Here is a 24,451-nt window from a genome sequence, read left to right on the forward strand (position 1 = left end):
TAACTTCCTAGCTTTCCTTAAGCCGGCGGTCGCGCATCAGGCGCTGGTCGAGCAGGGCGACGATCATTTCCTCGATACGGCGGGCCTCGCTGCTGATCGAGTTGCGCGAGCGCGCCATGGCGAGCAACGCCGGCACGGTGATCGGCGGCATGTCTTCCAGCACGGTCAGGTCGGCGGGCACCGTGTGGCGCGGCGCGATGCTGACGCCAAGACCCCGGCGCACCGCTTCCAGGCGCATCGAAAGACTAGTGGTCGACAGGACGATGCGCCAGGCCGGGCGCTCGCGCTCGACCAGGTCCAGCATGCGCTGGCGCGCGATACTGGGCGGCGACGGCAGGATCAGCGGCACGCGGCCGGAAAACTCCTCGGTCTTGGTGCCGACCGGGCCGATCCAGGCCAACGGCTCGATCCAGGCGAGGTCGTGGCGCCAGGCGCCGCCGCGCGTCGCGCCGGGCTCGCGCCGGACCAGGGCCAAATCGAATGCGCCTTGCGCCATCTGGTTGACGACGCTGGCCGGGTTGTCGGAGCGCACGTTGAGCGCGATCCGTTGGCTCGCGGCCTGCAGGTTGTTCAGATAGGCGGTCGCGATGTCCTCGGTCGCCCACAGACTGACGCTGCGGCGCTCGCCGGGCTCGACCAGACGCAGGCGCGCCTCTTCCTCCAGCCGCACGATCTCGCGCGCGTAGTCCAGCAGCATCTCGCCGTCGGATGTCAGGTGAACCTGGCGGCCCTCGCGCACGAACATGCTCTGGCCGGTGGCTTCCTCAAGCCGCTTGATCTGCAGGCTGACCGCCGACTGGGTGATGCCCAGGCGTTCGGCGGCGCGGGTAAACCCGCCGCTGTCGACGATCATGACCAGCGTGCGCAGGATGGTGATGTCCAGCGCCGCGCGCATCTGGGGGCGCGTCGGGGCGTCGTCGGTCAACATGACGCCTCCTTGTCGGCCAAAACGGCGGCCGCCGTCGCGGATGAACCCATCAAGTGTGTTCCGCTTGCCCGTCGATAAATCCCGGGCCCGGCAGTCAGCGGAAGTCGTTTAGGGAATGATGCGTTAAGAACTGTGCAATTTGTTTCCACGAATGAGGTACTACCTTCTACCGTCATGCGCTCGACGTTTCGGTAACTTCCCCTACAAATTAGTTACATATTATCCACTTATTGACTACCACTTTTGATGGTGATTGCCGTCACGTTTCATCGTGAACCATGTTCACGATTGTATCGCCGGGGCGTATCGCGTCGCGATGCGCGAAACTGCCTCCGCCACGCCCGTATGCTGCCACCAAATCGCGTCAATTCTTCGGCCTGAGGTTTGGAGCGCCGTCATTCGCCCACGCTTGCCAGACCTTCGGTGGCGATCGACGGGTTGGCGGTCCAACGCTTCAAAAGCCTGGATGCCAAGCGTTCTGACTGTTCGCATGGGTGATTCTGCGTTGAGAGCCCGCGTGAACGAGCCCTACCACCATTGAGGGTAAACAGCGTTTACTACCCCGAAAGTGGTAGAATACTTCTCTGATCTTGTGTGCGGCTGTCGTCGATTGGCTGGGACGGGCGCCCGCACCGTTAAGAATGGGGCGCGAGCCTTCGTTAACGGCCCGCGTCGCGTTTTGACGCCAAGGTCATTTGCCGATAGTGCGCTTGCCATGGAAAACGCGCACGGCACAGTGAGGGCGGGACTGCCGGCCTCGGTCACCAACGGATGGGTTTGCCTGGCGGGCCTCGGCGCCGTGGCGGCGGGGCTGGTGGTGATGACGTGGCTGGAGGTTGCGACGATCTGGGCGACCGCTGTCGCGCTGGTGCTGGTCGCGCTGCCGATGGCGCTCGGTGATCTCCTCGTCCTCAAGGTTCACCGGCGCCCCACCAGTGGGCTGAACGGCCCGGATGTGCCATCGGGCCCGCCGAACGTCGCCCGCGTCGCGACAAAGCTGCTCGGGCTCGCCGTCATGGTCGCGCTCTTGGCGGTTTTTTATTGGGCGATGCCGATCTATGGCCGCGACTTCTACGCGCCCTTCATCACGCTCGCGACCTGGAGCCTGCCGCTGGTCGTTGTCCTCACCGTGCCCTATGTCATCTGGATTGACCGGCGCATGACGGAACCCGAGGACGGCGCCTGGCAGTGGGGTCAGCTCTGTCTCGGCCGTTGGCGGCGCCGAGACGGCCAGGCGCTCAAGACCTTCGTGCTCGGCTGGGTCATCCGCGCGTTCTTCCTGCCGCTGATGGTCTCGGCCTTTTATGACGTTATCGCCTGGGTCATGTCGAACCCGGTCGGCGGCGGGTTCGAGAACGCGTTCTGGGCCGTCACCTGGTTCTTCAAGGTCGCGCTCTTCGCCGACCTCGCGTTCGTCGCGATCGGCTATGTGCTGACGCTGCGTCTGCTCGACAACCACATCCGCTCGGTCAACCCGCTGGTCATCGGTTGGCTCGTCGCCTTGGTCTGCTATCAGCCGTTCTGGTCGGTCATCGCCAACCAGTATCTCAGCTACAACGACGGTTTCGGCTGGTGGGACTGGCTGAAGGACGACAGCGTCCTGGTCATCGGGTGGAGCGTGCTGATGGTGTTGACCAACATCGCGTGGGTCTGGGCCAACATGACTTTCGGCCTGCGCTTTTCGAACCTGACCCACCGCGGCATCCTGACCAACGGCCCCTACCGCTGGACCAAGCACCCGTCCTATATCGCGAAGAATATCTACTGGTGGCTCCTAAGCGTGCCATTCATCTCGCTGACCAGCTGGGACGACGCGCTGCGCAACTGCCTGCTTCTGCTCGCCGTCAACGCGATCTACTACGCGCGCGCGCGCACCGAGGAGATCCATCTCTCCGAAGACCCCGTCTACGTCGCCTATGCCCAATGGGTCGAACGCCACGGCATCTTCCGCTGGCTCGGCCGGCTGGTGCCGGCGCTTGCCTACCGCGCGCCGAAAGGGACAGAGGCGGCATCGGCGCGATAGGTCAGGTCCATCGCCACGCGTGATGTGGCGACCACCACCAGCACCAGGATCAAGACCACAACGGCGATCCACACCATGACCCCATGGTTCTCGGCGAACAGCGAGACGAAGCTGCAAAACGAGACGAGCACGCCGCCGCCGAGCGCGCGTTTCAGCATCGAGAACTCGGCGCCCCAGGCCGTCCCCATGATCAGGATTAGGATCAGAAATCCAATGTGACGCATGAACCGGTGCACCATTCGGCAACTTCCCCGATGTGCCGGCGACATAAGCACCGTATAGCGGTTCGTGGAAAGCGCGCAGCCTTCACGGCCGTGCAGTGAGATCGAACATTCATCCCGTGCCGAATGCGTCGCCTTCTGTCATTGGCGATGCAAATGACGTGCACAAGGCCAGGCAAAACGGCACGCCTCAAGTGACAGTATCGGGGTGATGTGCGAGTATTTCGGTGAGCGCTGCGCGCCATGACAAGTCTTCGTCATAGCGACTTGAGCGAGACACAAAGCCGATGCTAGAGCTCATTCTGCGGCATGAATTCAGCAGCCTCTTGCCGCTCCGCGACCTCTCCGAAAACAACGCCAACTCGGTCGACCAGAACGTCGTCCATGTTCTCGATGGACCAACCTCAACCGGCGGCTACTATCAGTTCAACGGCTCCAGCAGCCGGGTGTCGATTCCGTTCTCCACGATCTGGCAGAACCTCACTTTCATCCAAATTGACGCGGAAATTTGGATCGATACCCACGGTAAGCGCCACAACGTTGTCGAGGGACTGCTATCGTTCTCACTTTATGTCCGCGCAAGCGGTGTGTTGTCGGCCACGATCTACGGCCTGACCGACGACGACAGTTTTATCGATACGCTCGGGACCCAACCGGCTGATCCATCGCCACCGGCCGGCGGCATAGCCGGGACGAACAGCATGACTGCCAATCTGGGCGTCGATCCCGATGACCCCGATTCGGGCGACGGCCCAATCATTCCCGCCGGCAAAAAACTCGATTGGGTTGGCGTTAACAGCGATACCGGTCATGCACCGGATGGCGTGCGCCGGCTTGTTCCTGTCGGCCAGTGGGTATCGGTTAGTTTCATCCGCGACGCGAAGGGTTTTCGTCTGTACATCGACGGAACCTTGGTTGGCGAACGCACCGATGAAGAGGCGCTGGTGCGTTCGGTGCAAGGCGCGCCCATTGTGATCGGCGCGTGGCCCAACTCTGACGCCTATACGCTCGCGGGTCGCGTCCGTAAGATTGAGATATGGAAGTACGACCACAGCTTCCGTTTCCGCGCCTTCCTATGCGGCTTCAAGGACGGCGACGAACGCGCGTACGCCGTTGCGCTCTATGCCAAGCTGATTGAGGCCATTGGCGACGAGGAAACGCGCAACACCATCACTGAGGTCCTGACCTGCCTGAACGCGGCCGAGGAGGGTCTTCTGAAGGCGATCCGCACGAGCGGCGACGATAAACACCGGATCGCCGAAGAGGGGTTCGCACGCTATTCCGAAATCTGGTGCGCGGGCGATCCTGGATCGACTGAGATGGACGACTTCATGGAGGACTTCATCCAATGGCTCATGCGCAACTTCGGCGATGCGTTCCTGGAGTACCAGTGCCGGGTCGCCAAATGTCTAATGCCGCTTCGCGAGATTGGGTTGTGTGACGATGCCGCCCAACTTCGGCAATCCGACATCATCCGGCAGTTCTCGAAGATGGCGACGCAGGCGCACGTCGACGCGATGGATGGCTTCCTTTGCGGCGACCAGAAGGAAGTTGGCGCGTCGTACGATGAAAAGAGGGTTGATCCGGTATGACCATATCGCTTGAAGATAAGAGGCGGCTCATGCTGGCCTATGAGCCGGTTCTGCTGTTGCATAGCCGGGATGCGGAGAACGTTCCCGTCGTGTTTCAAAGCTTTCTCGAGGAGTCGGGCCTATGGTCGTCCATCGGCCTGGGCAGCGCCGAGGAAGCGGAAGATGTCCGGCTTCGTTGGGGCAACTCCAAGACTGCCGGCTTTCCCCGTTCGCCGGAGCGCGAGGCCGGAGATATCGCCCTCACTCCGCCCGACTTTGCCGACAACTTTCTCATCACCGTCGGTGACGCCACATTCCCTGTTGCAAGCAAGTTCTTCTTTTTGTCGACGGGCGCATGGCATGACCCGGAGGGTGCGCAACTCGCTGGCGCCGACCTGCAGGCAGGCATCGTAAGCGCAGCGACGCCCACGGTCTCAGCCAACGTGCCTGAACTTTGGCGCAATTTTGGTTTTCGCCCAGATGGCGATGTGCCGACACCGGCGGAGAAGCGCCCGATACTGCATCGCTACTCGGTCGACGTCGTTGAGTACGCTGAGCTGCATAGTGCGCCTCGATTGCAGCCGGACCGGTTGTTTGCCGGCAATCTCGAAGAGCTCGGCGAAAATCCCATCTTTCTCTTCTATCACTATCTCTTTCCGACACACGAGGAGAGACTCAGCACTGCCGAGTTGGCCGCTTTGGCGCTGGCATTGGCGCGCGAGAAGCCGGAAGCCTCGGTCAGGGAAATCCTTGAGGAGTTTTTCACGTTTGACCACCAAATCTTCGACACCGAGGGTACAGATGAAGTGCCCCCGGGAACTGAGCGTGCGCGATTTGGTTTGGACACGAAATCTTATGCCGGCGATATGCAGTGCGTCTGCGTGGTGATTCCAACCCAAGGTTCGGACGCCGTGGGCCAAGTGATCTTGCCCGGGGACGATGCCGCCTTGCCGGAACCTTTTGTCGTCGGTTTTGGCCGCCGGCTGCGCAGCCTGCGATTTGAAGTCGAACTGGGCAACGGCCAGACCACGCGCACGCGCCAGTTCATGCGTTCGAGCATGAGCTTTGAAGCGATCGGCAAGCACCCCGTGGTCTATGTCGCCGGCGGCACCCACAACTTTTATGACTCAGCGGGGGACGACGGTGTCTGGCCACTCAATGTCGGCGCCGCCGGCTTTCCGCTGCCGACGGTGTCACCCGACGACGCGCCGCCGCAAGATGACGGCGACCTACGGAAATGGGCGTCGCTAACGTCGATCATGAAATGGCTCACTTTAGGCCCTCTGGCTGCTGCCTTGAGTACAGCCTTGGAAGCCGGCAGCGACGAATCCGAGGTCATTCCCGGGTCCGGCGCATCGACGGACCTACCCGGGCACGATGCGAGCGACAGCGTGCCGCTCGGCCCCGACGATGAGGGTACGGTCGTGATCGCGCCGGACGGGGTGATGCCCGCGAGCGACAATGTGCGGTTCTGGCGGCAGGACGTCCCCGACGCGGACCGTGATGCCGCCGAGTTGGCCGACATACTGCAAGCCGACCAAGCCTGGTGGCCTTACGCTCTTGATCCTTTGACCAACGGCTTCGAAGGCCGCTGGGGCGTCGACTGCACCGATGACCCGTTCGATGCGCGCCGTGGCGTCTTCTACCCCAACTTCCGCGAAAAGATGGTCGAGGGCCTTGTCCCCCTGATCGAATGAGGGTGGTCAATCGGCGATGATGAGGGGCGGGGAACGATAGTGGTCGGAGTGGGAGGATTCGAACCTCCGGCCCCCGCCTCCCGAAGACGGTGCTCTACCAGGCTGAGCTACACTCCGAACCAGAGCCGGGCTTATAGCGCCAAGGCCTTTGGCCCGCAACAGGTGTGAAAAGGGTGGCTCCGGCGAATGCCGGAGGGCCTAGAACTCGCGGTCGACGCAGAACGCGACGAGTTCGAGAAGCGCGTCGCGGTAGGGGTTCTGGGGGAAGCCGGCGAGGGCTTCGGTGGCGCGGGCGCCGTGTTCCCTGGCGCGCGCCATGGCGTCGGCTAAGGCGTTGTGGCGTTGCATCAGCATCATCGCCTGGTCGAGGTCGCCGTCCTGCTGTTCTTCGTCTTCCAGGGTGCGTTTCCAGAACGCGCGTTCGGCTTCGTTACCGCGGGCGATGGCGTAGACGACGGGGAGCGTGATCTTGCCGTCGCGGAAGTCGTCGCCCACCGTCTTGCCCAGATCCGCCTCGCGTGCGGAATAGTCGAGCACGTCGTCGACAAGCTGGAAGGCGATGCCGAGCGACATGCCGTAGGTTCTGAGTGCAGCCTGGTTGGCGTCCGGTTCGTCGGCGACCACGGCGCCGATCTCGCTGGCCGCGGCGAACAGCGCGGCGGTCTTCGCGCCGATGACGTCCATGTAAGCGGCCTCGTCGGTCGCGATGTTGTTGGCGGTCATCAGCTGGTTGACCTCGCCCTCGGCGATCACGGCCGACGCATCGGAGAGGATCTTCAAGACCTCCAGTGACCCGTCGGCGACCATCAACTGGAAGGCGCGGGAGAACAGGAAGTCGCCGACAAGCACGCTCGGCTTGTTGCCCCACACCGCATTCGCCGTCGCGCTGCCGCGGCGAAGCGCGCTGTCGTCGACAACATCGTCATGCAACAAGGTCGCGGTATGGATGAACTCGACACAAGCCGCGAGGTCGATATGGCGGCGTCCGCCATAACCACACATGCGCGCCGTGGTCAGCGTCAGGATCGGACGCAGGCGTTTGCCGCCCGACGCGACCAGGTGGCCGGCCAATTGCGGGATCAAGGTGACCGGGCTTTGCATGTGCTCGACGATCACCTGATTGACCAGGTTCAAGTCGTCGGCGACCAGCTCGCGCAACAGTTCATAGGACTGTCGAGCGGCGCTGGCGTTCTGCCCGGCGACGTTGACGGCAAGGCTCAAACCGTGGTCTCCCGTTGAATCACGCATAAGACCGCCGGCTTGACCCGGCGGCCCCCAATCGACAGCATCCAAAAGCGGCTGCCTCATCTACCACTTTAGCACTCCCTTCAAGCGCGGCCCAAGCAGAACCGTTTCACTGGTTTGAGAGACCGACACCCTTGAAAGAACTGTTACGCACCAACGACCCCGTCCAGATCTCCTTCGCCAGCGCGCTTTTGAAGGAGGCGGAGATCGCGTTTGACGTGTTCGATGCCCATACAAGCAGCCTGGAGGGCAGTGTTCTGGCCATTCAGCGGCGTTTGGTCGTGCTTGACGAGGATCTTGACGAGGCCCGCGCGATCCTGCGCGACGCGGGCCTGGACGTGCCCGATAGACCGGGTGGCTGAAGCGGTGACCGAGGCGACGCGCGATACGCTGCTGGATGGCCGGGTTGTCTTGCGCCAACCCGCTGGCGGCCTGCGCGCGACGTCCGATGCGGTCTTGTTGGCCGCGGCCGTGCGCGCCGGGCCGGTCGATCATATTCTGGACATGGGCTGCGGTACCGGCGCGGCGACGTTCTGTCTGACCGCGCGGGTCGAAGGCTGCCGCGTGACGGGCCTGGAAGCCGACAAGGCGCTGGCGGCGCTCGCCGCCACCAACGCCGCGTTGAACGAGGTCGAAGTGCGCGTCGATATCGTGGCCGACACGTTGCCCTTCACGACATCGCCGGCGCTCGACGGGCCGTTCGATCACGTCATGACGAACCCGCCCTATCTGCCAATCGGGCGGGCCCGTCGCAAGGACGATACGGCGCGTGACCGGGCGACCGTCGAAAGCGTTGACCTGGCGACCTGGCTGGGTTTCGCGCTCGACCGGCTGCGACCGCGTGGGACGCTGACCGTCGTGCATCGCGCCGACCGCCTGGACGACCTGCTTGACGTGTTGTCGGGGCCGGCCGGTGACATCGCGATCTTTCCGCTTTGGTCAAACGCTGAAGACGACAAGCCGGCGCGCCGGGTTCTGGTGCGCGCGCGCAAGGGCGTCAACGCACCGCTTCGTCTGCTGCCGGGGCTCGTCATGCATGATCGCGGCGGTGGCTTCTCCAAAGTCGCGGAAACCGTCCTGCGTGATGGCAAGGCGCTTGCCTGGCCCTGATTCGCATCGACTGGTGTCGCATGGCGTTGAGTCGCCGGGCCTTGAGTCGCCGGGGCGCGATCCCATCTCTTAGGATCGAAACTGAGAGGCCGGTTTTGGTATGAAGAAGCTGTTTTCGCTTATCCCGCTCCCCAAGTTTCTGCGCCGGCGCCCGCAGATCGCCGTGCTGCGGTTGGACGGCGTCATCGCGCCGCGCGGGCGCAGGGGCAAGGGAATCTCCATTGAAAGCCATGCGAGCGCAATCGAGCAGGCGTTCGGCGTAGCGCGCGCCAAGGCGGTCGCCCTCGTCATCAACTCGCCGGGCGGCTCGCCGACGCAATCGGCCCTGGTGCATGACCGCATCCGCGCGCTGGCGGACGAAAAGAAACTGCCGGTCTACGCCTTTTGCGAGGACGTTGCGGCATCGGGCGGCTACTGGCTCGCCTGCGCGGGCGATGAGATCTATGCCCAGCCAAGTTCCATTGTCGGTTCGATCGGTGTCATCTATTCCGGTTTCGGATTTGTCGATGCCATAGCCAAGCTCGGCGTCGAGCGCCGGCTGCACACGGCCGGCACGCGCAAGAGCATGCTTGATCCGTTTCGTCCCGAAGACCCGGACGACGTGACGCGGTTGCGCGATCTGCAGGACGAACTGCACGAGATCTTCAAACAACACGTACGCAACCGTCGCGGCGGCCGCCTGAAGGGTGACGACGACGAACTCTTCAGCGGCGCGTTTTGGTCCGGCCAACGAAGCCTCGACCTCGGCCTGGTCGACGGCATCGGTGACGTGCGCACCGTCATGCGCGAGAAATTCGGCGACAAGGTGAAGTTCAAGGCTGTGCACGTCTCCCGACCGCTGCTTTCCCGGCTGGGGCTTGGCGCGGGCAAGGTCGGCGAGGGCTTCGCCGAGGCGCTTGCCGACGAGACCGAACAGCGTCTGGCGTGGAACCGCTACGGGCTCTGACGTCGACCATCTGCGATCATCCCGATCGTTCGTCCAGCTTCCGGAACAAGGCAAAACGACCGTGACGCCAATGACCGTCCTAACGTTCGGTCTAAATTGGTTCCAAAACGAATCCGATTCGTTTTTTTGGTCTAGGCGATTGATCTCGTCATCCAGGAAGTGCGGTTTTCGGCCCAGATCGTCATGAAACTGGCCTGTTTTGTACGAAAAGACGCCCGTTCTTGACTGTTTCCTACTTGTAAATTGGTTTGCCTAGTAGGAAGGCTCGCGCGTCGTTATAGGGCGATTCTCTTGACGACTCGCAATGGGAGTGCTGGCCATGCCGACCCAGAACCCGATTTTCATTCCGGGCCCGACCAATCTTCCCGAAGCCGTGCGCCGCGCGCTGGATGTCCCGATGGAGGACCAGCGGGCGCCCGACTTCCCCGACTTCACGCTGCCGCTGTTCGCCGACCTGAAGCGGGTCTTCAAGACAGAGACCGGCGAAGCGTTGATCTTTCCGGCATCCGGCACCGGCGGCTGGGAAGCCGCTCTGACCAACATGCTGTCGCCCGGCGACAAGGTGCTGACCAGCCGCTTCGGTCAGTTCTCGATGCTGTGGGCGGAGATGTGCGAGCGTCTGGGGCTCGAGGTCGTCCTTGCCGACGTGCCGTGGGGCGAAGGCGTGCCGCTTGATCAGTTCGCGGAGATCCTGGCCGCCGACAAGGGGCACGAGATCAAAGCGGTGCTCGCCTGCCACAACGAGACGGCGACCGGTGTCACCAGCGATATTGCCGGCGTGCGCCGCGTGCTGGACGACACCGGCCATCCGGCCCTGCTGTTCGTCGACGGCGTCAGCTCGATCGCCAGCATCGATTTCCGCATGGACGAATGGGGCGTCGACTGCGCGGTCAGCGGTTCGCAGAAGGGCTTCATGCTGCCGCCCGGTCTGGCGCTGATCGCCGTCAGCCAGCGCGGTCTGGAAGCCACCAAGTCGGCGAAGCTTCCGCGTTGCTATTTCGATTTCCAAGACATGCTGAAGCTCAACCGCAGCGGCTTCTTCCCCTATACGCCGGCCGTCGGCTTGATGCGCGGTCTGCGCGCCTCGCTTGACCTGCTGCTGGAGGAAGGGCTCGACAACGTCTTTGCCCGCCACTATCGCATGGCCGAAGGTGTGCGCCGCGCGGTTGCCGCGTGGGATATGGAACTGGTTTCGGCCGGACCGCAGTGGCGCTCCGACACGGTCAGCGCCATCCGCGTGCCCGATGGCGCGGATGCGACGGCGGTCATCTCAGGCGCCTACCACCGTTACGGTCTGTCGTTGGGCACTGGCCTGGCGCAGCTTTCGGGCAAGGTGTTTCGCATCGGCCACCTGGGCAGCGTCACCGAACTGATGCTGATCAGTGCGCTTGCCGGTGCTGAAATGGCGATGCGCGATGCGGGTATCGCCGTAGAATTGGGATCGGGTGTCGCCGCCGCCCAATCGTGGTACCGGGAAGGTAGCGAGGCGCTTGCGCAGGCTGCCGAGTAGAAAGCCCGGTTAAACATCGCCCGCCCATGAGGCGGGTCCGGGGAGGGGACAGATGGACATTCACGAGTACCAGGCCAAGGAACTCTTGGCCGACTTCGGTGTGCCCGTGCCGCGAGGCGGGCTCGCCTATAGCCCTGAACAGGCAGCCTATCGTTCGCAGGAACTTGGCGGCGAGCGCTGGGTCGTCAAGGCCCAGATCCACAGTGGCGCGCGCGGCAAGGCCGGCGGCGTTCTGATGTGCGGCGACCAGCACGAGGTGTGGGACGCCGCCGACGCGCTGCTCGGCAAGCGGCTGGAGACGATCCAGACCGGTCCGCGCGGCAAGCTGATCCACCGGCTTTATGTCGAGGAGGCGACGCCGTTCGACCGCGAGATCTATTTGGGTCTCGTGCTCGACCGCAAGTCCGAGCGCATCATGGTCGTGGCCTCGGCCGCCGGTGGCATGGAGATCGAGGAGATCGCCGAGGAAAAGCCAGAGTCGATCATCCGCGCAAGCGTCGATCCGGCGATCGGCATGGAAGCCTTCCAGGCGCGCGAAATGGCGTTCGGTCTGGGCCTTGACACAGCACAGGTCGCGCAGATGACACAGATCCTGCAGGGCTGCTACCGCGCCTTCACCGACCTCGACGCGACCATGGTGGAGATCAACCCGCTGGTCGTCACTGTCGACGGCCATCTGCTGGCACTCGACGCCAAGATGACGTTCGACGACAACGCGCTGTTCCGCCGTCCCAACGTGTCGGAACTGCGTGACAAGTCGCAGGAGGACATTCGCGAGCGCGATGCCGCCGACCGCGGTCTCAGCTATGTCGGCCTGGATGGCAATATCGGCTGCATCATCAACGGTGCCGGTCTTGCCATGGCGACCATGGACATGATCAAGCATGCCGGCGGCGAGCCCGCGAACTTCCTGGATATCGGCGGCGGTGCGTCGCCGGAGCGGGTCACCAAGGCGTTCAATCTGGTGCTCTCCGACGATGGGGTCGAGGCGATCCTGGTCAACATCTTCGCCGGCATCAACCGGTGCGACTGGGTCGCCGAAGGCGTCGTGCAGGCGGTGACGACGACCAAGATCGACGTGCCGCTGGTTGTGCGCCTGGCGGGCACGAACGTGGAGCAGGGCCGCAAGATCCTGGATGACAGCGGTCTGGACATCATCACCGCCGATACGCTGGCCGATGCCGCCGATAAGGCGGTCGCCGCGTGGCGGCAAGCGACAGGGAAGGGGTGATCAGATGAGCATTCTTCTCGACGAAACAACACCGGTTATCGTCCAGGGTTTCACCGGCAAGACCGGTACCTTCCACGCCCAGGAAGCCATCGACTACGGCACCAACGTGGTCGGTGGCGTGACCCCGGGCAAGGGCGGCACGACCCATCTGGGCAAGCCGGTCTTCAACACGGTCAAGGACGCGGTGCGCGAGACCGGCGCCCAGGCGAGCCTGGTTCTGGTGCCGCCGCCGTTTGCCGCCGATTCGATCATGGAGGCCGCCGACGCCGGGATCAGCTTCTGCGTCTCGATCACCGACGGCATCCCGGCCCAGGACATGATGCATGTGAAGCGCTACATGCGCCGCTACCGCTACGAAAAGCGCATGCGCCTGATCGGACCCAACTGTGCGGGTGTCATCAGTCCCGGCAAGGCGATGATGGGCATCATGCCCGGCCACATCTATGCCCAGGGCAATATCGGCATCGTCGGCCGGTCGGGCACGCTGGGCTATGAAGCGGCGTCCCAGATGCAGGAGCTCGGTATCGGCATCACGACCAGCGTCGGCATCGGCGGCGATCCGATCAACGGCAGCTCGTTCCGCGACATCCTGGAGCTGTTCGAGCAGGACCCGGAGACGACGGCGGTCATGATGATCGGCGAGATCGGCGGTCCCCAGGAAGCCGAGGCCGCCCAGTTCGCCAAGGAGAACATGTCGAAGCCGGTGGTCGCCTATGTCGCCGGCCTGACCGCGCCCAAGGGCCGCAAGATGGGCCATGCCGGCGCGATCATCTCGGCGTTTGGCGAAAGTGCTGCCGAAAAGGTTGAGATCCTGAAGGAGGCCGGTATCGCCGTTGCGCCAAGCCCGGCCGAGCTCGGCTCGACCGTTGCCAAGGTGTTGGCCGAGAAAGCGGCGTAACCAGACCCCTTTTGCTGAATCGCCTACCGCGTCGTCTGGATGCGGTCGGCGATCAGCGCGATCATCTCGAACATCAGGACCATCGCCGTCATCGACGTGATCTTGGCCGCGGTGTCCTTCGACGGGATCAGGCAGACAATGTCGGCGCCGATGATGTTCATGCCGCGCAGCCCATGGAATATCTCGACGATCTGCCAGCCGCGCATGCCGCGATGGACCGGCTCCAGGTTGGCGACGCCCGGTGCTTCCGTGGCGTCCAGCACGTCCAGGTCGAAGGTGATGTAGAGCGGCGCGTCCCCGACCCGCTCGCGAATGATCTTGATCGTCTCCTCAACACCGATCTTATGAAAGTCCTCGGCCGGTAACAGCTGATAGCCGAGTTTGCTCTCATAGATGTCCGGACGCGGTTTGATCGGGTTGCCGCGCATGCCGACCTGAATGCTCTTCGACGGATCGACATGCTCCTCGACAACCGTGTAGGCCGCCCAGTGGGCCGCCGAGCGGATGTTGCCGAGCCAGTGCGGGATATGCATGTAGTCGTCGCGGTGGGCGTCAAAGTGTAGCAGAGCGGCTTTTTGGCCACCGGTCGTCTTGGCGTTGGCGCCGGCAAGGGCCTTCAGGATCGGTCCGGTGATCGCGTGGTCGCCGCCGATCGAGACGGGGCGGGCGCCCGCTTCGTCGACGGTCTTGTAATAGGCCTCGATGTGTTCGACGCTGATGTCGTTGACCATGGCCTGGGGCAGCGGCACGTCGCCCAGATCGTGGACGCGGCAGACCTCCCACGGCACCATGCCGAAGGCCTGATGGCCACGCCGGTGCCAACCAGAGACGTTGCGCACGGCGCGCGGGCCCAGGTGCTGGTCGCGCTCGGTCGAGCCATTGCCGGAACTGTGCGGGACGCCGATCAAAGCGATGTCGCAGTCATTGGGGTCTTCGTTCCACGGGCATTTGAAGAATGTCTGGATGCCCCACCAGTACCAGGCCTCCATCTCCTTTTTTGCCTTCGCAATATCAAAGTCGGTCATGCTTCGGTTCCTCTTCGATGACGCGCGACGTCGTACGACACGCCGCTCAGCCACTGGCTAGGGTGACGCTGATTCGTAACAAAACGCTTGTTACGCAACAACTGTTTTGTTACGAAGTGCCATGCCCAGGTATGTCGATCATGAAGCGCAAAAAGCGCAGATTGCCGAGGCTGTGCTCACGGTCATGGCGCGTGATGGGCTGGAGCAGGTGACGATGCGCAAGATCGCCGCCGAGCTGGGTTCGACGACCGGACTTCTGACCCACTACTTCGGCGACCGTGAGGCGCTTATCGCCCATGCGCTGGACCTCCAGGACTGCCGGCTGTTCGACGATCTGTCGGCGGTTGCCGTGGATGCCGTTGACGGGCGTGATGCCTTGCGCCGCACACTTCAGCGCTTGTGTCTTTTCGCCGATGCGGTGTCGGGCAGCGTGTTTTTCCTGCGGTTGGCCGCGGCGCCGAAGAGCGGCGCCATGGGTGAGCGGTCGCGGCGGATGTACCGGCGCTTTGAGAGGATCGTGCAAGCCCGGATTGAAAGCGCGGCTGCAGACGGTTCACTGGTACTGGGCCTGAGCTTGCGTGATGCCACAGACAGCCTTGTCGCGGCCGCTGATGGCATCTACTCGTGCGTCATCGCACGGCCGCGACGATTCCCACCTGGACGGCGGCTTGAGCTGATTGATATCGCGATCAAGGGCATCGAAATGCGTTGACCGGATGGTCGGTTCCGTGCACGTGGCGCGCCGGGGTCCCGCGCCGGACTTGACGTTTGCGCCGGGGCGGCGCAAACGAAGGGTCTATGGCGGCAAGCACATCTTCAGATCGGATTGACGCTGGGTCGGCGCCCGGGCACAGGCGCAAGCCTTGGCGCATTCCCATTGCGATGCTGCTGGGGCTCTGCCTGGGCACGCTTGTGCTGCTGGCGGCCGCCAGCGTTCTGGTGATCAGTATTTGGAGCGGGATCCAGTCGACCATTGATCTACTCCAGGACCAGGCCGTCTTCGCAATCGACACGGTCGAGGCGCGGCTTGAAGAGCATCTGATCCCGGCCGAAGATCAGCTCGACTTTATCAACGATCTGATTGTGGCGGGGCGCCTTGACCCCAATGACGATCAGCAGATGGAAAACGTTCTGACCGGTGCGCTGGCCGCGACACCCCAGGTCGACGGCATCATCTTTGTCGATACCGGCGGCAGGCTTCGGGGTGTCGGACGTGTCGGCGGGGGCGCCTACTGGATCAGTGATGAGTATGTCGGCGGGCCGGATATCGACGCGCTGACCGACGACATCGACAGCATGCAAGGTGGCGGCTGGGGCAATGTCGTCTGGTCGCCGGGCTTGGAGATCGCGGTTCAAACCATCCGCCGGCCCGTCATCGTCAATGGTGAGGTCATCGGCGTACTGGGTGTTGGCGTCTCGATTCAGAAACTCTCCCGTCTGTCCGCGGAACTGGAAGACGACTTCGGGCACCGCGTTTTCATTCTCCAGGGCGACAACATGGTCGTGGCGCACCCGTCGCTAGCCGATGATGTCGCCGCGATCGAGCGAGGCCTGTCGCCGGATAAGCCGGTGCCCCTGATCGATGAGGTCGATGATCCCATACTTGCCGTTATCTGGGGCGAGCCGACCCTTCCGGCCGAGGACATTTCGGGTACGGGCGTCCTGTCGCACATGATTGAGATTGACGGCGAGGAGTGGTTCTACGTCTATCACCGCATCGATACGTTTGGGTCGATTTCGTGGCTTTTGGGCAGCTACTACCGCGGCAGTGATTTCGAGGACGAGTTCGAGCGATTGAACATGGCTATCATCGCGGGCCTGCTTGTTTTGGCCCTGGGCGTGGCGGCCGCATTCTACATTGGACATCGCATTGCCGACCCCGTCCATCGCCTCGCTATCTCGGCGCAGCACATCGGCGCGCTTGAGTTCGACAAGGTGGACCCGCTCGCGCGAAGCCGTATGCGCGAGTTGGATGAAGCCAACGGCGCGTTCAACTTGATGCTGACCGGCTTGCGTTGGTTTGAGAACTATGTGCCGCGCAAACTGGTGCACCGCCTGATGATTGAGGACCGCGACTTCGTATCCGAAGAGCGCGACGTCACCGTGATGTTCACGGACATTGTCGGGTTCACGCCCTTCGCCGAGAGCCTGCCGGCGGCCGAAACTGCAACATTCTTGAACGAACACTTCGCCCTCATCACGACTTGCGTCGAGGCTGAAGGCGGCACGGTCGACAAGTACATCGGCGATGCCGTCATGGCCTTTTGGGGTGCGCCCGAGCACCAGCCCGACCACGCCATGCGGGCTTGCCGTGCGGCCACGGCCATCGCCGAGGCGATCGGCCGTTTGAACATCGATCGCGAGGCCCGGGGCGAGCAGGCCGTTCACCTGCGCATCGGCCTGCACACCGGCTCGGTTGTTGTCGGCAATATCGGTGCACCCGACCGGGTCAACTACACTATCGTCGGCGACACCGTGAACACCTGCCATCGGCTGGAGCAACTGGGCAAGCTCTTCGATGGCGAACGTGACAGCGATACCGTCGTTTTGATCAGCGATGCAACCTGGCGCGCTCTGGACGGTTCGGCCGCCGCTCATCCCATTGGCCACCACGAAGTGAAGGGCCGTACGGCCAGTATCGAGGTCTACCGGTTGGACACCTGATTTTATGCGGCCGGGCATGCAGTTTGGTGATGCGTCAGGCGACGAAACCGCTAGATTGTGCCGCCGTTTTCTGCCCGGAGAGTCGCCATGAAGGCCGCAGTCTGTCGTGAGTTTGGTGCGCCCCTTGTCATTGAAGAGGTCACGCTTGAACCGCCGGGGCCGGGTGAGGTCCACGTCAAGCTTGCCGCTTGCGCGATCTGCCACAGCGACATCATTTTCATGGATGGCGGTTGGGGCGGGGCGCTGCCCGCGGTCTATGGCCATGAGGCGTCCGGCATTGTCGAGACCATCGGGACGGGCGTCGATGACCTGAAGCCGGGCGACCGTGTGCTGGTGACACTGATCCGCTCTTGCGGCCATTGCTATCACTGCGCCCAGGGCGACCGGCATATCTGCGACACCGAGTTCCCGTTGGACCGACACGGCCCCCTGACCGATGGCGACAACCAGCCGCTGGCGCAGGGCCTGCGCACCGGCGCATTCGCCGAGGAGGTCGTTGTCGATCGCTCGCAGGTCGCGTCAATCCCCGACGACGTACCGCTTGATAGCGCGTCGTTGCTGTCGTGCGGTGTCATCACCGGGCTTGGCGCGGTCGTCAACACGGCGAATGTGCCGCAGGGCGCCAGCGTTGTCGTGATTGGTACCGGCGGCGTCGGTCTGAACAGCGTACAGGGGGCGGCCATCTCAGGCGCCTATCCGGTTATCGCCATGGACCTCGACGATGCGAAGATCGACGCTGCGAAGACGTTCGGCGCGACCCACGGCATCAACGCCAAGAGCAACGATGTCGTCGGCGCCGTCAAACAACTGACGGAAGGCCGCGGTGCCGACTATGTCTTCGTCACCGTCGGGTCGACGAAGGCAGCGGAGCAGGCCGTCGGCCTGATGCGCAAGGGCGGCACGCTGGTCATCGTCGGCATGCCTGCCAACGGCGAGATGGCGGAAATCGAAGTCGGCGATATCGCCAACAATTCCCAAACGATCCTGGGCAGCAAGATGGGCTCGACCCGCCTGGCCGTGGATATTCCCAAGCTGGTCGCGCTTTACCGGAAAGGCCAGCTCAAGCTCGATGAGCTGATTTCGGGACGCTATCCCCTCGATCAGATCAATGAGGCGGTCGCCTCGGTCAGACGTGGCGAGGCGCTGCGCAATGTCATCATCTTCTGACGCGCCGGCCATCGCCAAGGTCGAGACATTCTCGACCGAGTTCGTCAGCTTTGTCCGCGTCACTGCCGATGATGGCGCCGAGGGCTGGGGCCAGATCTCAACCTACCATTCGGATATCGCCGCGCTGGTGATGCACCGCCAGGTGGCGCCCCATGCACTGGGTCATGATGCCGAAGACATCGAGGGCCTGAGCCAGCTGATCCCAGAGCGCGAGCACAAGTATCCGGGCTCCTACATCTGCCGTGCATTGGGCGGGCTGGATACGGCCTTATGGGATCTACGCGGCAAACGTCAGGGCAAGAGCGTGTGCGAACTGTTGGGCGGCACGCCCAGGCCGTTTCCCGTCTACGGCTCCAGCATGCGACGCGACATTACGCCTGAGGACGAGGCAGACCGGCTCAAGCGCCTATGTGATACCCACGGCTACACGGCCGTAAAGTTCCGGGTCGGGCGCGAATGCGGTCGTGATCACGATGAGTGGCCGGGTCGGACCGAGGCGGTCGTGCCGGCCGTGCGCGAGGCGTTGGGCGACGACATGCGCCTGCTGGTCGACGGCAACAGCTGTTACTCGCCCAACAAGGCGATCGAGGTCGGTCACATGTTGCAGGACAACGGTGTGGTTCACTTTGAGGAGCCGTGTCCGTACTGGGAGATCGACTGGACGCGCGAGGTGAAGGAGACGCTTGATCTGGACGTCACCGGCGGCGAGCAGGACAACTACCTGCCGGTATGGCGCTACATGATTGACAGCGGTGTCGTCGACGTGGTGCAGCCGGATGTCTGCTACATCGGCGGCTTGACCCGGACCCTAGAGGTCGCACGCATGGCAGAGGCGGCCGGTCTGCCGTGCACGCCGCACTCGGCCAATCTCTCTATGGTCACGGTATTCTCGCTGCACATGATGGGTGCCATCGCCAACGCCGGCCCTTACGTCGAGTTTTCGATCGAGCCGGACGAGGAATACTACCCCTGGCAAACTGATCTCTTTCGCCCGGCGCTTGTCGCCGAGGACGGCAAGGTGCAAATCCCGGACGGCCCTGGCTGGGGTGTCACGATCAGTCCCGACTGGCTCGATAGGGCGGCTTACCAGGTGAGCGAGGCCGCCTAGGTCAGATCCTGTTTTGACAGGGTCGCTTCGCGATTCCGACGGGACGGGTGAATCCGCTCTAGCTCAAGAAACTGCGAATGATGACGGCATTCGCCAAGTCGACAAAGAAGGCGGCGACCAAGGGCAGGATAATGAAGGCGTTGGGCGCGGGGCCGTTTTCCTTCGTCACCGCCGTCATGTTGGCCACCGCTGTCGGCGTCGCGCCCAGGGCAAAGCCGCCGAAGCCCGCACCCAGCACAGCGGCTTCATAGTTGCTGCCCATGCAGCGGAACAAGACAAACAGCACGAACAGCATGACCACCACGGCCTGCAGAACCATGATGCCGAGCAAGGGACCAGCCAGACCGGCGAGGGTCCAAAGCTGCATGCTCATGAGCGACATCGCCAGAAAGATGTTCAGCGAATAGTCGGAGATCAGGGCGAGTGCTCGTGTCCGCGCCGGCCACGGCATCTTCGGCAGCAGGTAGGTCACCGTGTTGGACATCAAGATCGCGACCAGCAGGCAGGTCACGAAGAGCGGCAGCTTGAAGCCGCGCTCTTCCAGCTCGGCGTTGATCAGATAACCGATAATGATGGCGACGTTCAGCGCCAGCAACGCGGCCATGATGGAGATGTGATTGATCGTCCGTCCGCCATCGGTGTCATAGGCGATGCCGACAATGTTGGCGGCGTCCGGGTCGGCCTTCAGGTTGTTGCGGTCGATCAGGATCTTGGCCAGGGGGCCGCCGATCAGGCTCGCCAGGATCAGACCGAAGGTGGCGCAAGCGATGCCAATCTCCATCGCGTTGTCGATGCCGTAGCGCTCGGCAATGTCCGGTGCCCAGGCGATCGCCGTGCCGTGACCGCCGATCAGCGATGCCGATCCGGCGAGCACCGCGATCGGTTCCGGCAAACTGAAGATCGTCACACCGGCGAGGCCGACAAGATTCTGGATGACGATGTAACCGATCGTTAGAACCAGCAGAATGGCGAGCGCGCGCCCACCGCGCAGGAGATCGGAGAACCGCGCGTTCAACCCGATCGCCGTGAAGAAGTAGACAAGCAGTTCGTCACGGTTCGACAGGCTGAACTCGATCGACAGATCGAAGATCGCGAAGACCGCATAGGTCACGCAGGCGGCAATCAGACCACCGGTGACCGGCTCGGGGATGTTGAAGCTGCGCAGGAACGCGATGCGCCGGGTCAGCAGCACGCCGACGAAGTAGACGATGATACCGATGGTCAGCGCGACGAAGTCGTCAACGTGCAATGTTTGGGCGTCAGCCACCGCGGCCCCCTTTTCACGACGACAATCAGCAAGGTTCTCAAGCCCCGTGTCTTACAGCACCCAGCGCAAAACAAAAGGGCCGGGGTGTCGCCACCCCGGCCCGTGAACAGCATTGAGAAAACCGAGTCGGCTTACATGCCGGCTTTGACTTCCTCGAACATGGTTTGGATGTCCTGCTGAGGCGTCATCTCGACCTGGAAGATACCGGTTTCCAAGAGGTCGCTCGGATTCTTCGACAGACCACGCTCGGCTAGCTCTTCCTCGCTCACCATGTCGTAGGCGCCGAGGTTGGCGTGACCGTAACCGTAGTTGATGATCTCCCACGCACCGGCATCGGCACTGAGATAGGAGTCGAGAATCTGATGTGCCTTCTCGACCTGCTCCTCGCCTCTGCCGTCGTTGGACGGGTGGCGGACCAGACCGCAGACCCACGTCATGGCGCCTTCCTTCGGCTGCATGAACATGACCGGCAGGCCCTGGCCGCGCAGCGCGACGATCGAACTGTTCCACGTTGCCGCGGCAACCAGCTCGCCGGAGGCCAGCGACTGCTCGACGTCCGACATGGTGTTGGAATAGTAGCGCAACAACGGAAGCTGTTCGCGCAACAGATTGGCCGTCGTTTCCATGTCGGCGGGGTCCGAGAGGTCGTACGGGTCCTCGAGGCCGGCATAGATCGATGCAACGGCGACACCGTCGATCAAGCTGTCGATCATCGACAGGCGACCGGCATACTTGGGATCCCACAGGATGCCCCAGGTGTGGTTCTCGACGTCGACATACTCCGGTGCCAGATCGGTGCGGAACGTGACAGAGGTTTGGCCCCAATCCATCGGCACGAACACGCGGTTGCCGCCCTGGATCGAACCATCCACTTCCTTCAGTGCCGGGATGATCTGATCCCAGTTCGACAGCATGTCCGTGTTGATCGGTGCCAAGAGGCCGGCATTGAACCAGCGATTCAGCTCATAGGTGCACGGCGCCATGACGTCAGGCTCGAAGCCCGCGCGCATCTTGGCGAAAGCCTCTTCCTCATCACCCCAAAAGGTGAAATTCGAAGCGCAGCCGTGGCTGTCGATGTACTGTTGGTGGAAATGGACTTCGTCGTAACCGGACCAAGTAAAGGTCATCGGATGACCGTCACCACAACTTGCGGCGGCAATCTCTTCGGCCTGTGCACCCTTGGTGAGCGGCACAACAGCCAGGCCGAAGCCAACGGCACCAAGCACTGTGTGGATTTCGCGACGCGACATCTTGCCTTCGCGAATGCCGTCACAGATGCGGTTGACATCAAGATTTTTCATTAATTCGTCTCCCTTTAGCGCAGTTTCGCGCTGGATTCGTTAGTGCAAACCGATCCCCTCAGGCCGGATCATTGCGCCTGGGGAGATCAAGGTCAACAAGTAGCCATAAAGAAGACGCACGAGGGTGGCAAAAGAAAGGCGCCGGGACCTCAGGCCCCGGCGCCCCGTGTGGACAATGCGGCGTATGGTTACATGCCGGCCTTGACCTCTTCGAACATTTCCTGAAGCCGGGCTTCCTGCTTCATCTCTTCTTGGAAGATGCCCTTCGACAGCACCTCATCCGGGTTCTTGGCCAGGCCATAACCAAGCAGCAGTTCTTCGTCGATCATCTCGTAGACGTTGTTGTTGGCGTGGCCGGCGGCCCACTCGGTGACTTCGTAGAAGCCGGCTTCCGGCGACATGTAGGCGTCCATGACGTCATAAGCTTGCTGCTCGAGCGACGGATCCATCGTTGCCGACAGACAGATGCCACAGACCCAGGTCATCGGACCCTGTGGGTTGCCGTTCAGCGCCGGCTGGTCAGGCTTCATGAACGTCACGGGTACGCCTTGCTCGAGCAGGCGGATCCGCGAGCCATTCCACGTTGCCGACGCAACCAGCTCGCCCGCCGCCAAGGACTGCTCAACATCTGACATACCGCCCGCGTAGTAGCGCAGCAGCGGCAACTGTTCCTGGAGGAGCTTCTTGGTCTCTTCAATCTCAAGCTCGTTCATGTCAAACGGGTTGAACCCGCCATAGATTGATGCGACCGCGACGCCGTCAATCAGGCTGTCGATCATCGACAGACGACCGGAATAGTTGGCGTCCCACAGGAACCCCCAGCTTGCGTTCTCTGGCTCCAGATACTCCGGTGCAAGGTCATGACGGAACGTGATGGCGGTGAAACCGAAGTCCTGTGGCACGAAGTAGTGCTGATCGTCGAACACGGTCCCTGGGATGTTCTTCAGGCTCGGCACAATGTCGTTCCAGTGTGTCAGCCTTGACGTATCGATCGGCGCGAGCAAGCCGGCCCGGTACCATGGCGGAACCTTATAGGTGCACGGCATGATCACATCGGCTGGAAAGCCCGAGCGCAGTTTGGCGTAAGCCTCTTCTTCGTCGGCGAAGAACGAGAAGTCGGGTGCCGTGCCGTGCAGGTTGACATAGCTCGCGACAAAGGCCTCTTCCTCGTAGCCCGACCAGGTGAAGACCGTCGGGTGATCGCCGCTTTGCGCCATCGCCGCGTGCATGGGGAAGGCCGTGGTCGTCAGACCAACGGCGGCCAGGGCTTGGTTAAACTGACGCCGGTCTATTTTGCCCGCGAGAAACTCGCGGCGCTTTTCGAGCATGTCGTTGACGTATCCCATAGGATGGCTCTCCTTTGCTGACGATTGGGGGTCGTTTGTTGTAACCCGAGTCCCTGCGGGATCGTAACGCTGTACGCTGTAGAGGTCGACTCACCTTATGATTGTTGAGCGAACACACTACTACGCAAAATCCGGCTTGGTCGGTGAGGTCTTGGCGACCCGTCGCGAGGCGAGCCGCGTGCGCGTCGCGATGGGCTTGGCGCCGGGCGTGATCCAGCTTCGCGATGGTGGCGATGGCCCCGACGTTGCCTGGTGGTGTGCATTTCCCGACCAGGCGACACACCAGGATGATCTCGACCGGCGGGACGCCAGTCCCGAGTTCGCCGCTGTCCGTCAACGAATGGCCGGGCTGGTCGACCGGTTCGAACGGCTGTTCGAACGCGATGACGACGAGCCGGTGACGCCGTCTGCCATGCAACCGACGGCTCTGAGTGATTGGCCTATCGTCCCGGAAGAACACAGTTTTTCGAGCCGCGGCCTGCTGTTGAAAGGCTATTTCTATCGTCCGCCGGGGCCGGGCCCGTTCCCCTGTGTGATCACCAACCACGGCAGCCAGATCCATCAGGGGACCGACGATATCTGCCGGCCCGGCACGGCGGCGCTCTTGATGCAGTGGGGGATCGCTTCCTTCCTGCCGCACCGCGCGGGCTACGGCAATTCACCGGGTCCGGGGTGGCTTGAGGAGGTAACGGCCGAATTCGCAACCCCCGAATACGACGCGCAGCTGGCGCCGCGCCTTGATCGTGAAAGCGACGACGTGCTCGCCGCCCTCGATCACGTCTGCAGCCTCGACATCACACGCAGCGATCATATTGGCGTGATGGGGAGCAGCTTCGGCGGCACGACGACGCTGTTGGCGGCCGCAAAAACCAACCGGTTTCGCTGCGCGGTCGAGTTCGCCGGCGCGGCGATCAACTGGGAGCACACGCCGGGCCTGCGCCAAACCATGCTGGCGGCGGTCGAAAAAGTCGCCTGTCCGATCTTCTTCATCCAGGCGGCGACCGACTATTCGACGCGCCCCACGGTTGAACTGGCCGCCGCCGCCCGGGCCGCCGGTATCACAACCGAAGAGAAGGTGTTCCCGGCCTGGGGCCTGACCCAGGACGAGGGCCATGTCTTCGAGCGCAACGGGCCGCATATCTGGGGGCCCGATGTCCGGCGTTTTCTGGAGCGATGGCTCTAGGCTCCACGGT

At 62.8% G+C, this 24,451-nt stretch carries 21 protein-coding genes and 1 tRNA gene; 14 read left to right on the forward strand and 8 right to left on the reverse strand.

Features of this window, described 5'->3' with window-relative positions; genetic code table 11:
- Positions 1–7: 7 nt before the first annotated feature.
- On the reverse strand, positions 8–928 hold the full coding sequence (locus AAF563_10680; protein ID MEM7121733.1) for a LysR family transcriptional regulator: 921 nt from the start codon (positions 926–928) through the stop codon (positions 8–10).
- Positions 929–1,643: 715 nt separating this feature from the next.
- Here AAF563_10680 and AAF563_10685 point away from each other — a divergent pair.
- The gene (locus AAF563_10685) at positions 1,644–2,951 is read left to right on the forward strand and encodes an isoprenylcysteine carboxylmethyltransferase family protein (GenBank protein MEM7121734.1); all 1,308 of its coding nucleotides are present in this window, start codon (positions 1,644–1,646) and stop codon (positions 2,949–2,951) included.
- On the opposite strand, the gene AAF563_10690 is transcribed toward AAF563_10685, so the two are convergent.
- On the reverse strand, positions 2,909–3,190 hold the full coding sequence (locus tag AAF563_10690) for a hypothetical protein (protein ID MEM7121735.1): 282 nt from the start codon (positions 3,188–3,190) through the stop codon (positions 2,909–2,911). The two genes, AAF563_10685 and AAF563_10690, sit on opposite strands and share 43 nt — an antisense overlap.
- A 269-nt stretch (positions 3,191–3,459) precedes the next feature.
- Here AAF563_10690 and AAF563_10695 point away from each other — a divergent pair, with 269 nt between their 5' ends.
- Positions 3,460–4,764 (forward strand): LamG-like jellyroll fold domain-containing protein, encoded by a 1,305-nt coding sequence (locus AAF563_10695; GenBank protein ID MEM7121736.1) that lies wholly within the window; start codon positions 3,460–3,462, stop codon positions 4,762–4,764.
- Positions 4,761–6,440, forward strand: coding sequence for a hypothetical protein (locus AAF563_10700; GenBank protein MEM7121737.1), 1,680 nt, complete (start codon positions 4,761–4,763; stop codon positions 6,438–6,440). The genes AAF563_10695 and AAF563_10700 overlap by 4 nt, the downstream gene beginning before the upstream one ends.
- Positions 6,441–6,480: 40 nt before the next feature.
- Here the strand turns inward: AAF563_10700 and AAF563_10705 are convergent.
- Together AAF563_10705 and AAF563_10710 are read right to left on the reverse strand one after the other, a co-directional pair.
- Positions 6,481–6,557, reverse strand: a tRNA-Pro gene (locus AAF563_10705).
- Positions 6,558–6,638: 81 nt separating this feature from the next.
- Positions 6,639–7,661, reverse strand: coding sequence for a polyprenyl synthetase family protein (locus AAF563_10710; GenBank protein ID MEM7121738.1), 1,023 nt, complete (start codon positions 7,659–7,661; stop codon positions 6,639–6,641).
- Positions 7,662–7,819: 158 nt separating this feature from the next.
- Between AAF563_10710 and AAF563_10715 the strand changes: the two genes are divergently transcribed.
- The 6 genes from AAF563_10715 (at position 7,820) to sucD (ending at position 13,380) form a co-directional block, all read left to right on the forward strand.
- Positions 7,820–8,047 (forward strand): DUF2007 domain-containing protein, encoded by a 228-nt coding sequence (locus AAF563_10715; protein ID MEM7121739.1) that lies wholly within the window; start codon positions 7,820–7,822, stop codon positions 8,045–8,047.
- Positions 8,040–8,795, forward strand: coding sequence for a methyltransferase (locus AAF563_10720; protein MEM7121740.1), 756 nt, complete (start codon positions 8,040–8,042; stop codon positions 8,793–8,795). The genes AAF563_10715 and AAF563_10720 overlap by 8 nt, the downstream gene beginning before the upstream one ends.
- Before the next feature lie 100 nt (positions 8,796–8,895).
- Positions 8,896–9,741: a S49 family peptidase gene (locus AAF563_10725; GenBank protein MEM7121741.1), complete on the forward strand. Its 846-nt coding sequence runs from the start codon at positions 8,896–8,898 to the stop codon at positions 9,739–9,741.
- Positions 9,742–10,060: 319 nt separating this feature from the next.
- Positions 10,061–11,251, forward strand: coding sequence for an aminotransferase class V-fold PLP-dependent enzyme (locus tag AAF563_10730; GenBank protein ID MEM7121742.1), 1,191 nt, complete (start codon positions 10,061–10,063; stop codon positions 11,249–11,251).
- A 52-nt stretch (positions 11,252–11,303) separates the two neighbouring features.
- The gene (locus AAF563_10735; protein ID MEM7121743.1) at positions 11,304–12,482 is read left to right on the forward strand and encodes a malate--CoA ligase subunit beta; all 1,179 of its coding nucleotides are present in this window, start codon (positions 11,304–11,306) and stop codon (positions 12,480–12,482) included.
- A gap of 4 nt (positions 12,483–12,486) precedes the next feature.
- On the forward strand, positions 12,487–13,380 hold the full coding sequence (gene sucD / locus AAF563_10740; protein ID MEM7121744.1) for a succinate--CoA ligase subunit alpha: 894 nt from the start codon (positions 12,487–12,489) through the stop codon (positions 13,378–13,380).
- Between the two features lie 23 nt (positions 13,381–13,403).
- Here the strand turns inward: sucD and AAF563_10745 are convergent, their stop codons facing one another.
- Positions 13,404–14,405 carry an arginase family protein gene (locus tag AAF563_10745; protein MEM7121745.1) on the reverse strand — a complete coding sequence of 334 codons (1,002 nt, stop codon included), beginning with the start codon at positions 14,403–14,405 and terminating at the stop codon, positions 13,404–13,406.
- A 121-nt stretch (positions 14,406–14,526) separates the two neighbouring features.
- Here AAF563_10745 and AAF563_10750 point away from each other — a divergent pair, with 121 nt between their 5' ends.
- The 4 genes from AAF563_10750 (at position 14,527) to AAF563_10765 (ending at position 19,344) form a co-directional block, all read left to right on the forward strand.
- The gene (locus tag AAF563_10750) at positions 14,527–15,117 is read left to right on the forward strand and encodes a TetR family transcriptional regulator (protein ID MEM7121746.1); all 591 of its coding nucleotides are present in this window, start codon (positions 14,527–14,529) and stop codon (positions 15,115–15,117) included.
- A gap of 170 nt (positions 15,118–15,287) precedes the next feature.
- Positions 15,288–17,069 (forward strand): adenylate/guanylate cyclase domain-containing protein, encoded by a 1,782-nt coding sequence (locus AAF563_10755; protein ID MEM7121747.1) that lies wholly within the window; start codon positions 15,288–15,290, stop codon positions 17,067–17,069.
- Between the two features lie 87 nt (positions 17,070–17,156).
- On the forward strand, positions 17,157–18,236 hold the full coding sequence (locus tag AAF563_10760; protein ID MEM7121748.1) for a Zn-dependent alcohol dehydrogenase: 1,080 nt from the start codon (positions 17,157–17,159) through the stop codon (positions 18,234–18,236).
- Positions 18,220–19,344 (forward strand): mandelate racemase/muconate lactonizing enzyme family protein, encoded by a 1,125-nt coding sequence (locus tag AAF563_10765; protein ID MEM7121749.1) that lies wholly within the window; start codon positions 18,220–18,222, stop codon positions 19,342–19,344. Before AAF563_10760 ends, AAF563_10765 begins: the two co-directional genes overlap by 17 nt.
- 58 nt (positions 19,345–19,402) lie before the next feature.
- On the opposite strand, the gene gltS is transcribed toward AAF563_10765, so the two are convergent.
- The 3 genes from gltS to AAF563_10780 form a co-directional block, all read right to left on the reverse strand.
- Entirely contained in the window at positions 19,403–20,611 is a 1,209-nt protein-coding gene (gltS, locus tag AAF563_10770; GenBank protein ID MEM7121750.1) for a sodium/glutamate symporter, read from the reverse strand.
- A gap of 131 nt (positions 20,612–20,742) precedes the next feature.
- On the reverse strand, positions 20,743–21,912 hold the full coding sequence (locus tag AAF563_10775) for an extracellular solute-binding protein (protein MEM7121751.1): 1,170 nt from the start codon (positions 21,910–21,912) through the stop codon (positions 20,743–20,745).
- A gap of 188 nt (positions 21,913–22,100) precedes the next feature.
- A complete protein-coding gene (locus tag AAF563_10780; GenBank protein MEM7121752.1) occupies positions 22,101–23,258 on the reverse strand; it encodes an extracellular solute-binding protein in 1,158 nt (385 codons plus the stop codon).
- Between the two features lie 97 nt (positions 23,259–23,355).
- Between AAF563_10780 and AAF563_10785 the strand changes: the two genes are divergently transcribed.
- On the forward strand, positions 23,356–24,441 hold the full coding sequence (locus AAF563_10785) for a prolyl oligopeptidase family serine peptidase (GenBank protein MEM7121753.1): 1,086 nt from the start codon (positions 23,356–23,358) through the stop codon (positions 24,439–24,441).
- The last annotated feature ends 10 nt before the right edge of the window (positions 24,442–24,451 follow it).

The organism is Pseudomonadota bacterium, assembly GCA_039028155.1.
Classification (GTDB): Bacteria; Pseudomonadota; Alphaproteobacteria; order SP197; family SP197; genus JANQGO01.

Excerpts from the sequence above, each read along its gene's own strand:
- AAF563_10700 (MEM7121737.1), top strand. The coding sequence starts at position 4,761 with ATGACCATATCGCTTGAAGATAAGAGGCGGCTCATGCTGGCCTATGAG.
- AAF563_10765 (MEM7121749.1), top strand. The coding sequence starts at position 18,220 with ATGTCATCATCTTCTGACGCGCCGGCCATCGCCAAGGTCGAGACATTC.
- AAF563_10725 (MEM7121741.1), top strand. The coding sequence starts at position 8,896 with ATGAAGAAGCTGTTTTCGCTTATCCCGCTCCCCAAGTTTCTGCGCCGG.
- AAF563_10775 (MEM7121751.1), bottom strand. The coding sequence starts at position 21,912 with ATGAAAAATCTTGATGTCAACCGCATCTGTGACGGCATTCGCGAAGGC.
- AAF563_10690 (MEM7121735.1), bottom strand. The coding sequence starts at position 3,190 with ATGGTGCACCGGTTCATGCGTCACATTGGATTTCTGATCCTAATCCTG.
- AAF563_10750 (MEM7121746.1), top strand. The coding sequence starts at position 14,527 with ATGCCCAGGTATGTCGATCATGAAGCGCAAAAAGCGCAGATTGCCGAG.
- AAF563_10685 (MEM7121734.1), top strand. The coding sequence starts at position 1,644 with ATGGAAAACGCGCACGGCACAGTGAGGGCGGGACTGCCGGCCTCGGTC.
- AAF563_10735 (MEM7121743.1), top strand. The coding sequence starts at position 11,304 with ATGGACATTCACGAGTACCAGGCCAAGGAACTCTTGGCCGACTTCGGT.
- AAF563_10680 (MEM7121733.1), bottom strand. The coding sequence starts at position 928 with ATGTTGACCGACGACGCCCCGACGCGCCCCCAGATGCGCGCGGCGCTG.
- AAF563_10785 (MEM7121753.1), top strand. The coding sequence starts at position 23,356 with ATGATTGTTGAGCGAACACACTACTACGCAAAATCCGGCTTGGTCGGT.
- AAF563_10695 (MEM7121736.1), top strand. The coding sequence starts at position 3,460 with ATGCTAGAGCTCATTCTGCGGCATGAATTCAGCAGCCTCTTGCCGCTC.
- AAF563_10780 (MEM7121752.1), bottom strand. The coding sequence starts at position 23,258 with ATGGGATACGTCAACGACATGCTCGAAAAGCGCCGCGAGTTTCTCGCG.
- AAF563_10745 (MEM7121745.1), bottom strand. The coding sequence starts at position 14,405 with ATGACCGACTTTGATATTGCGAAGGCAAAAAAGGAGATGGAGGCCTGG.
- AAF563_10760 (MEM7121748.1), top strand. The coding sequence starts at position 17,157 with ATGAAGGCCGCAGTCTGTCGTGAGTTTGGTGCGCCCCTTGTCATTGAA.
- AAF563_10755 (MEM7121747.1), top strand. The coding sequence starts at position 15,288 with ATGCTGCTGGGGCTCTGCCTGGGCACGCTTGTGCTGCTGGCGGCCGCC.
- sucD (MEM7121744.1), top strand. The coding sequence starts at position 12,487 with ATGAGCATTCTTCTCGACGAAACAACACCGGTTATCGTCCAGGGTTTC.
- AAF563_10730 (MEM7121742.1), top strand. The coding sequence starts at position 10,061 with ATGCCGACCCAGAACCCGATTTTCATTCCGGGCCCGACCAATCTTCCC.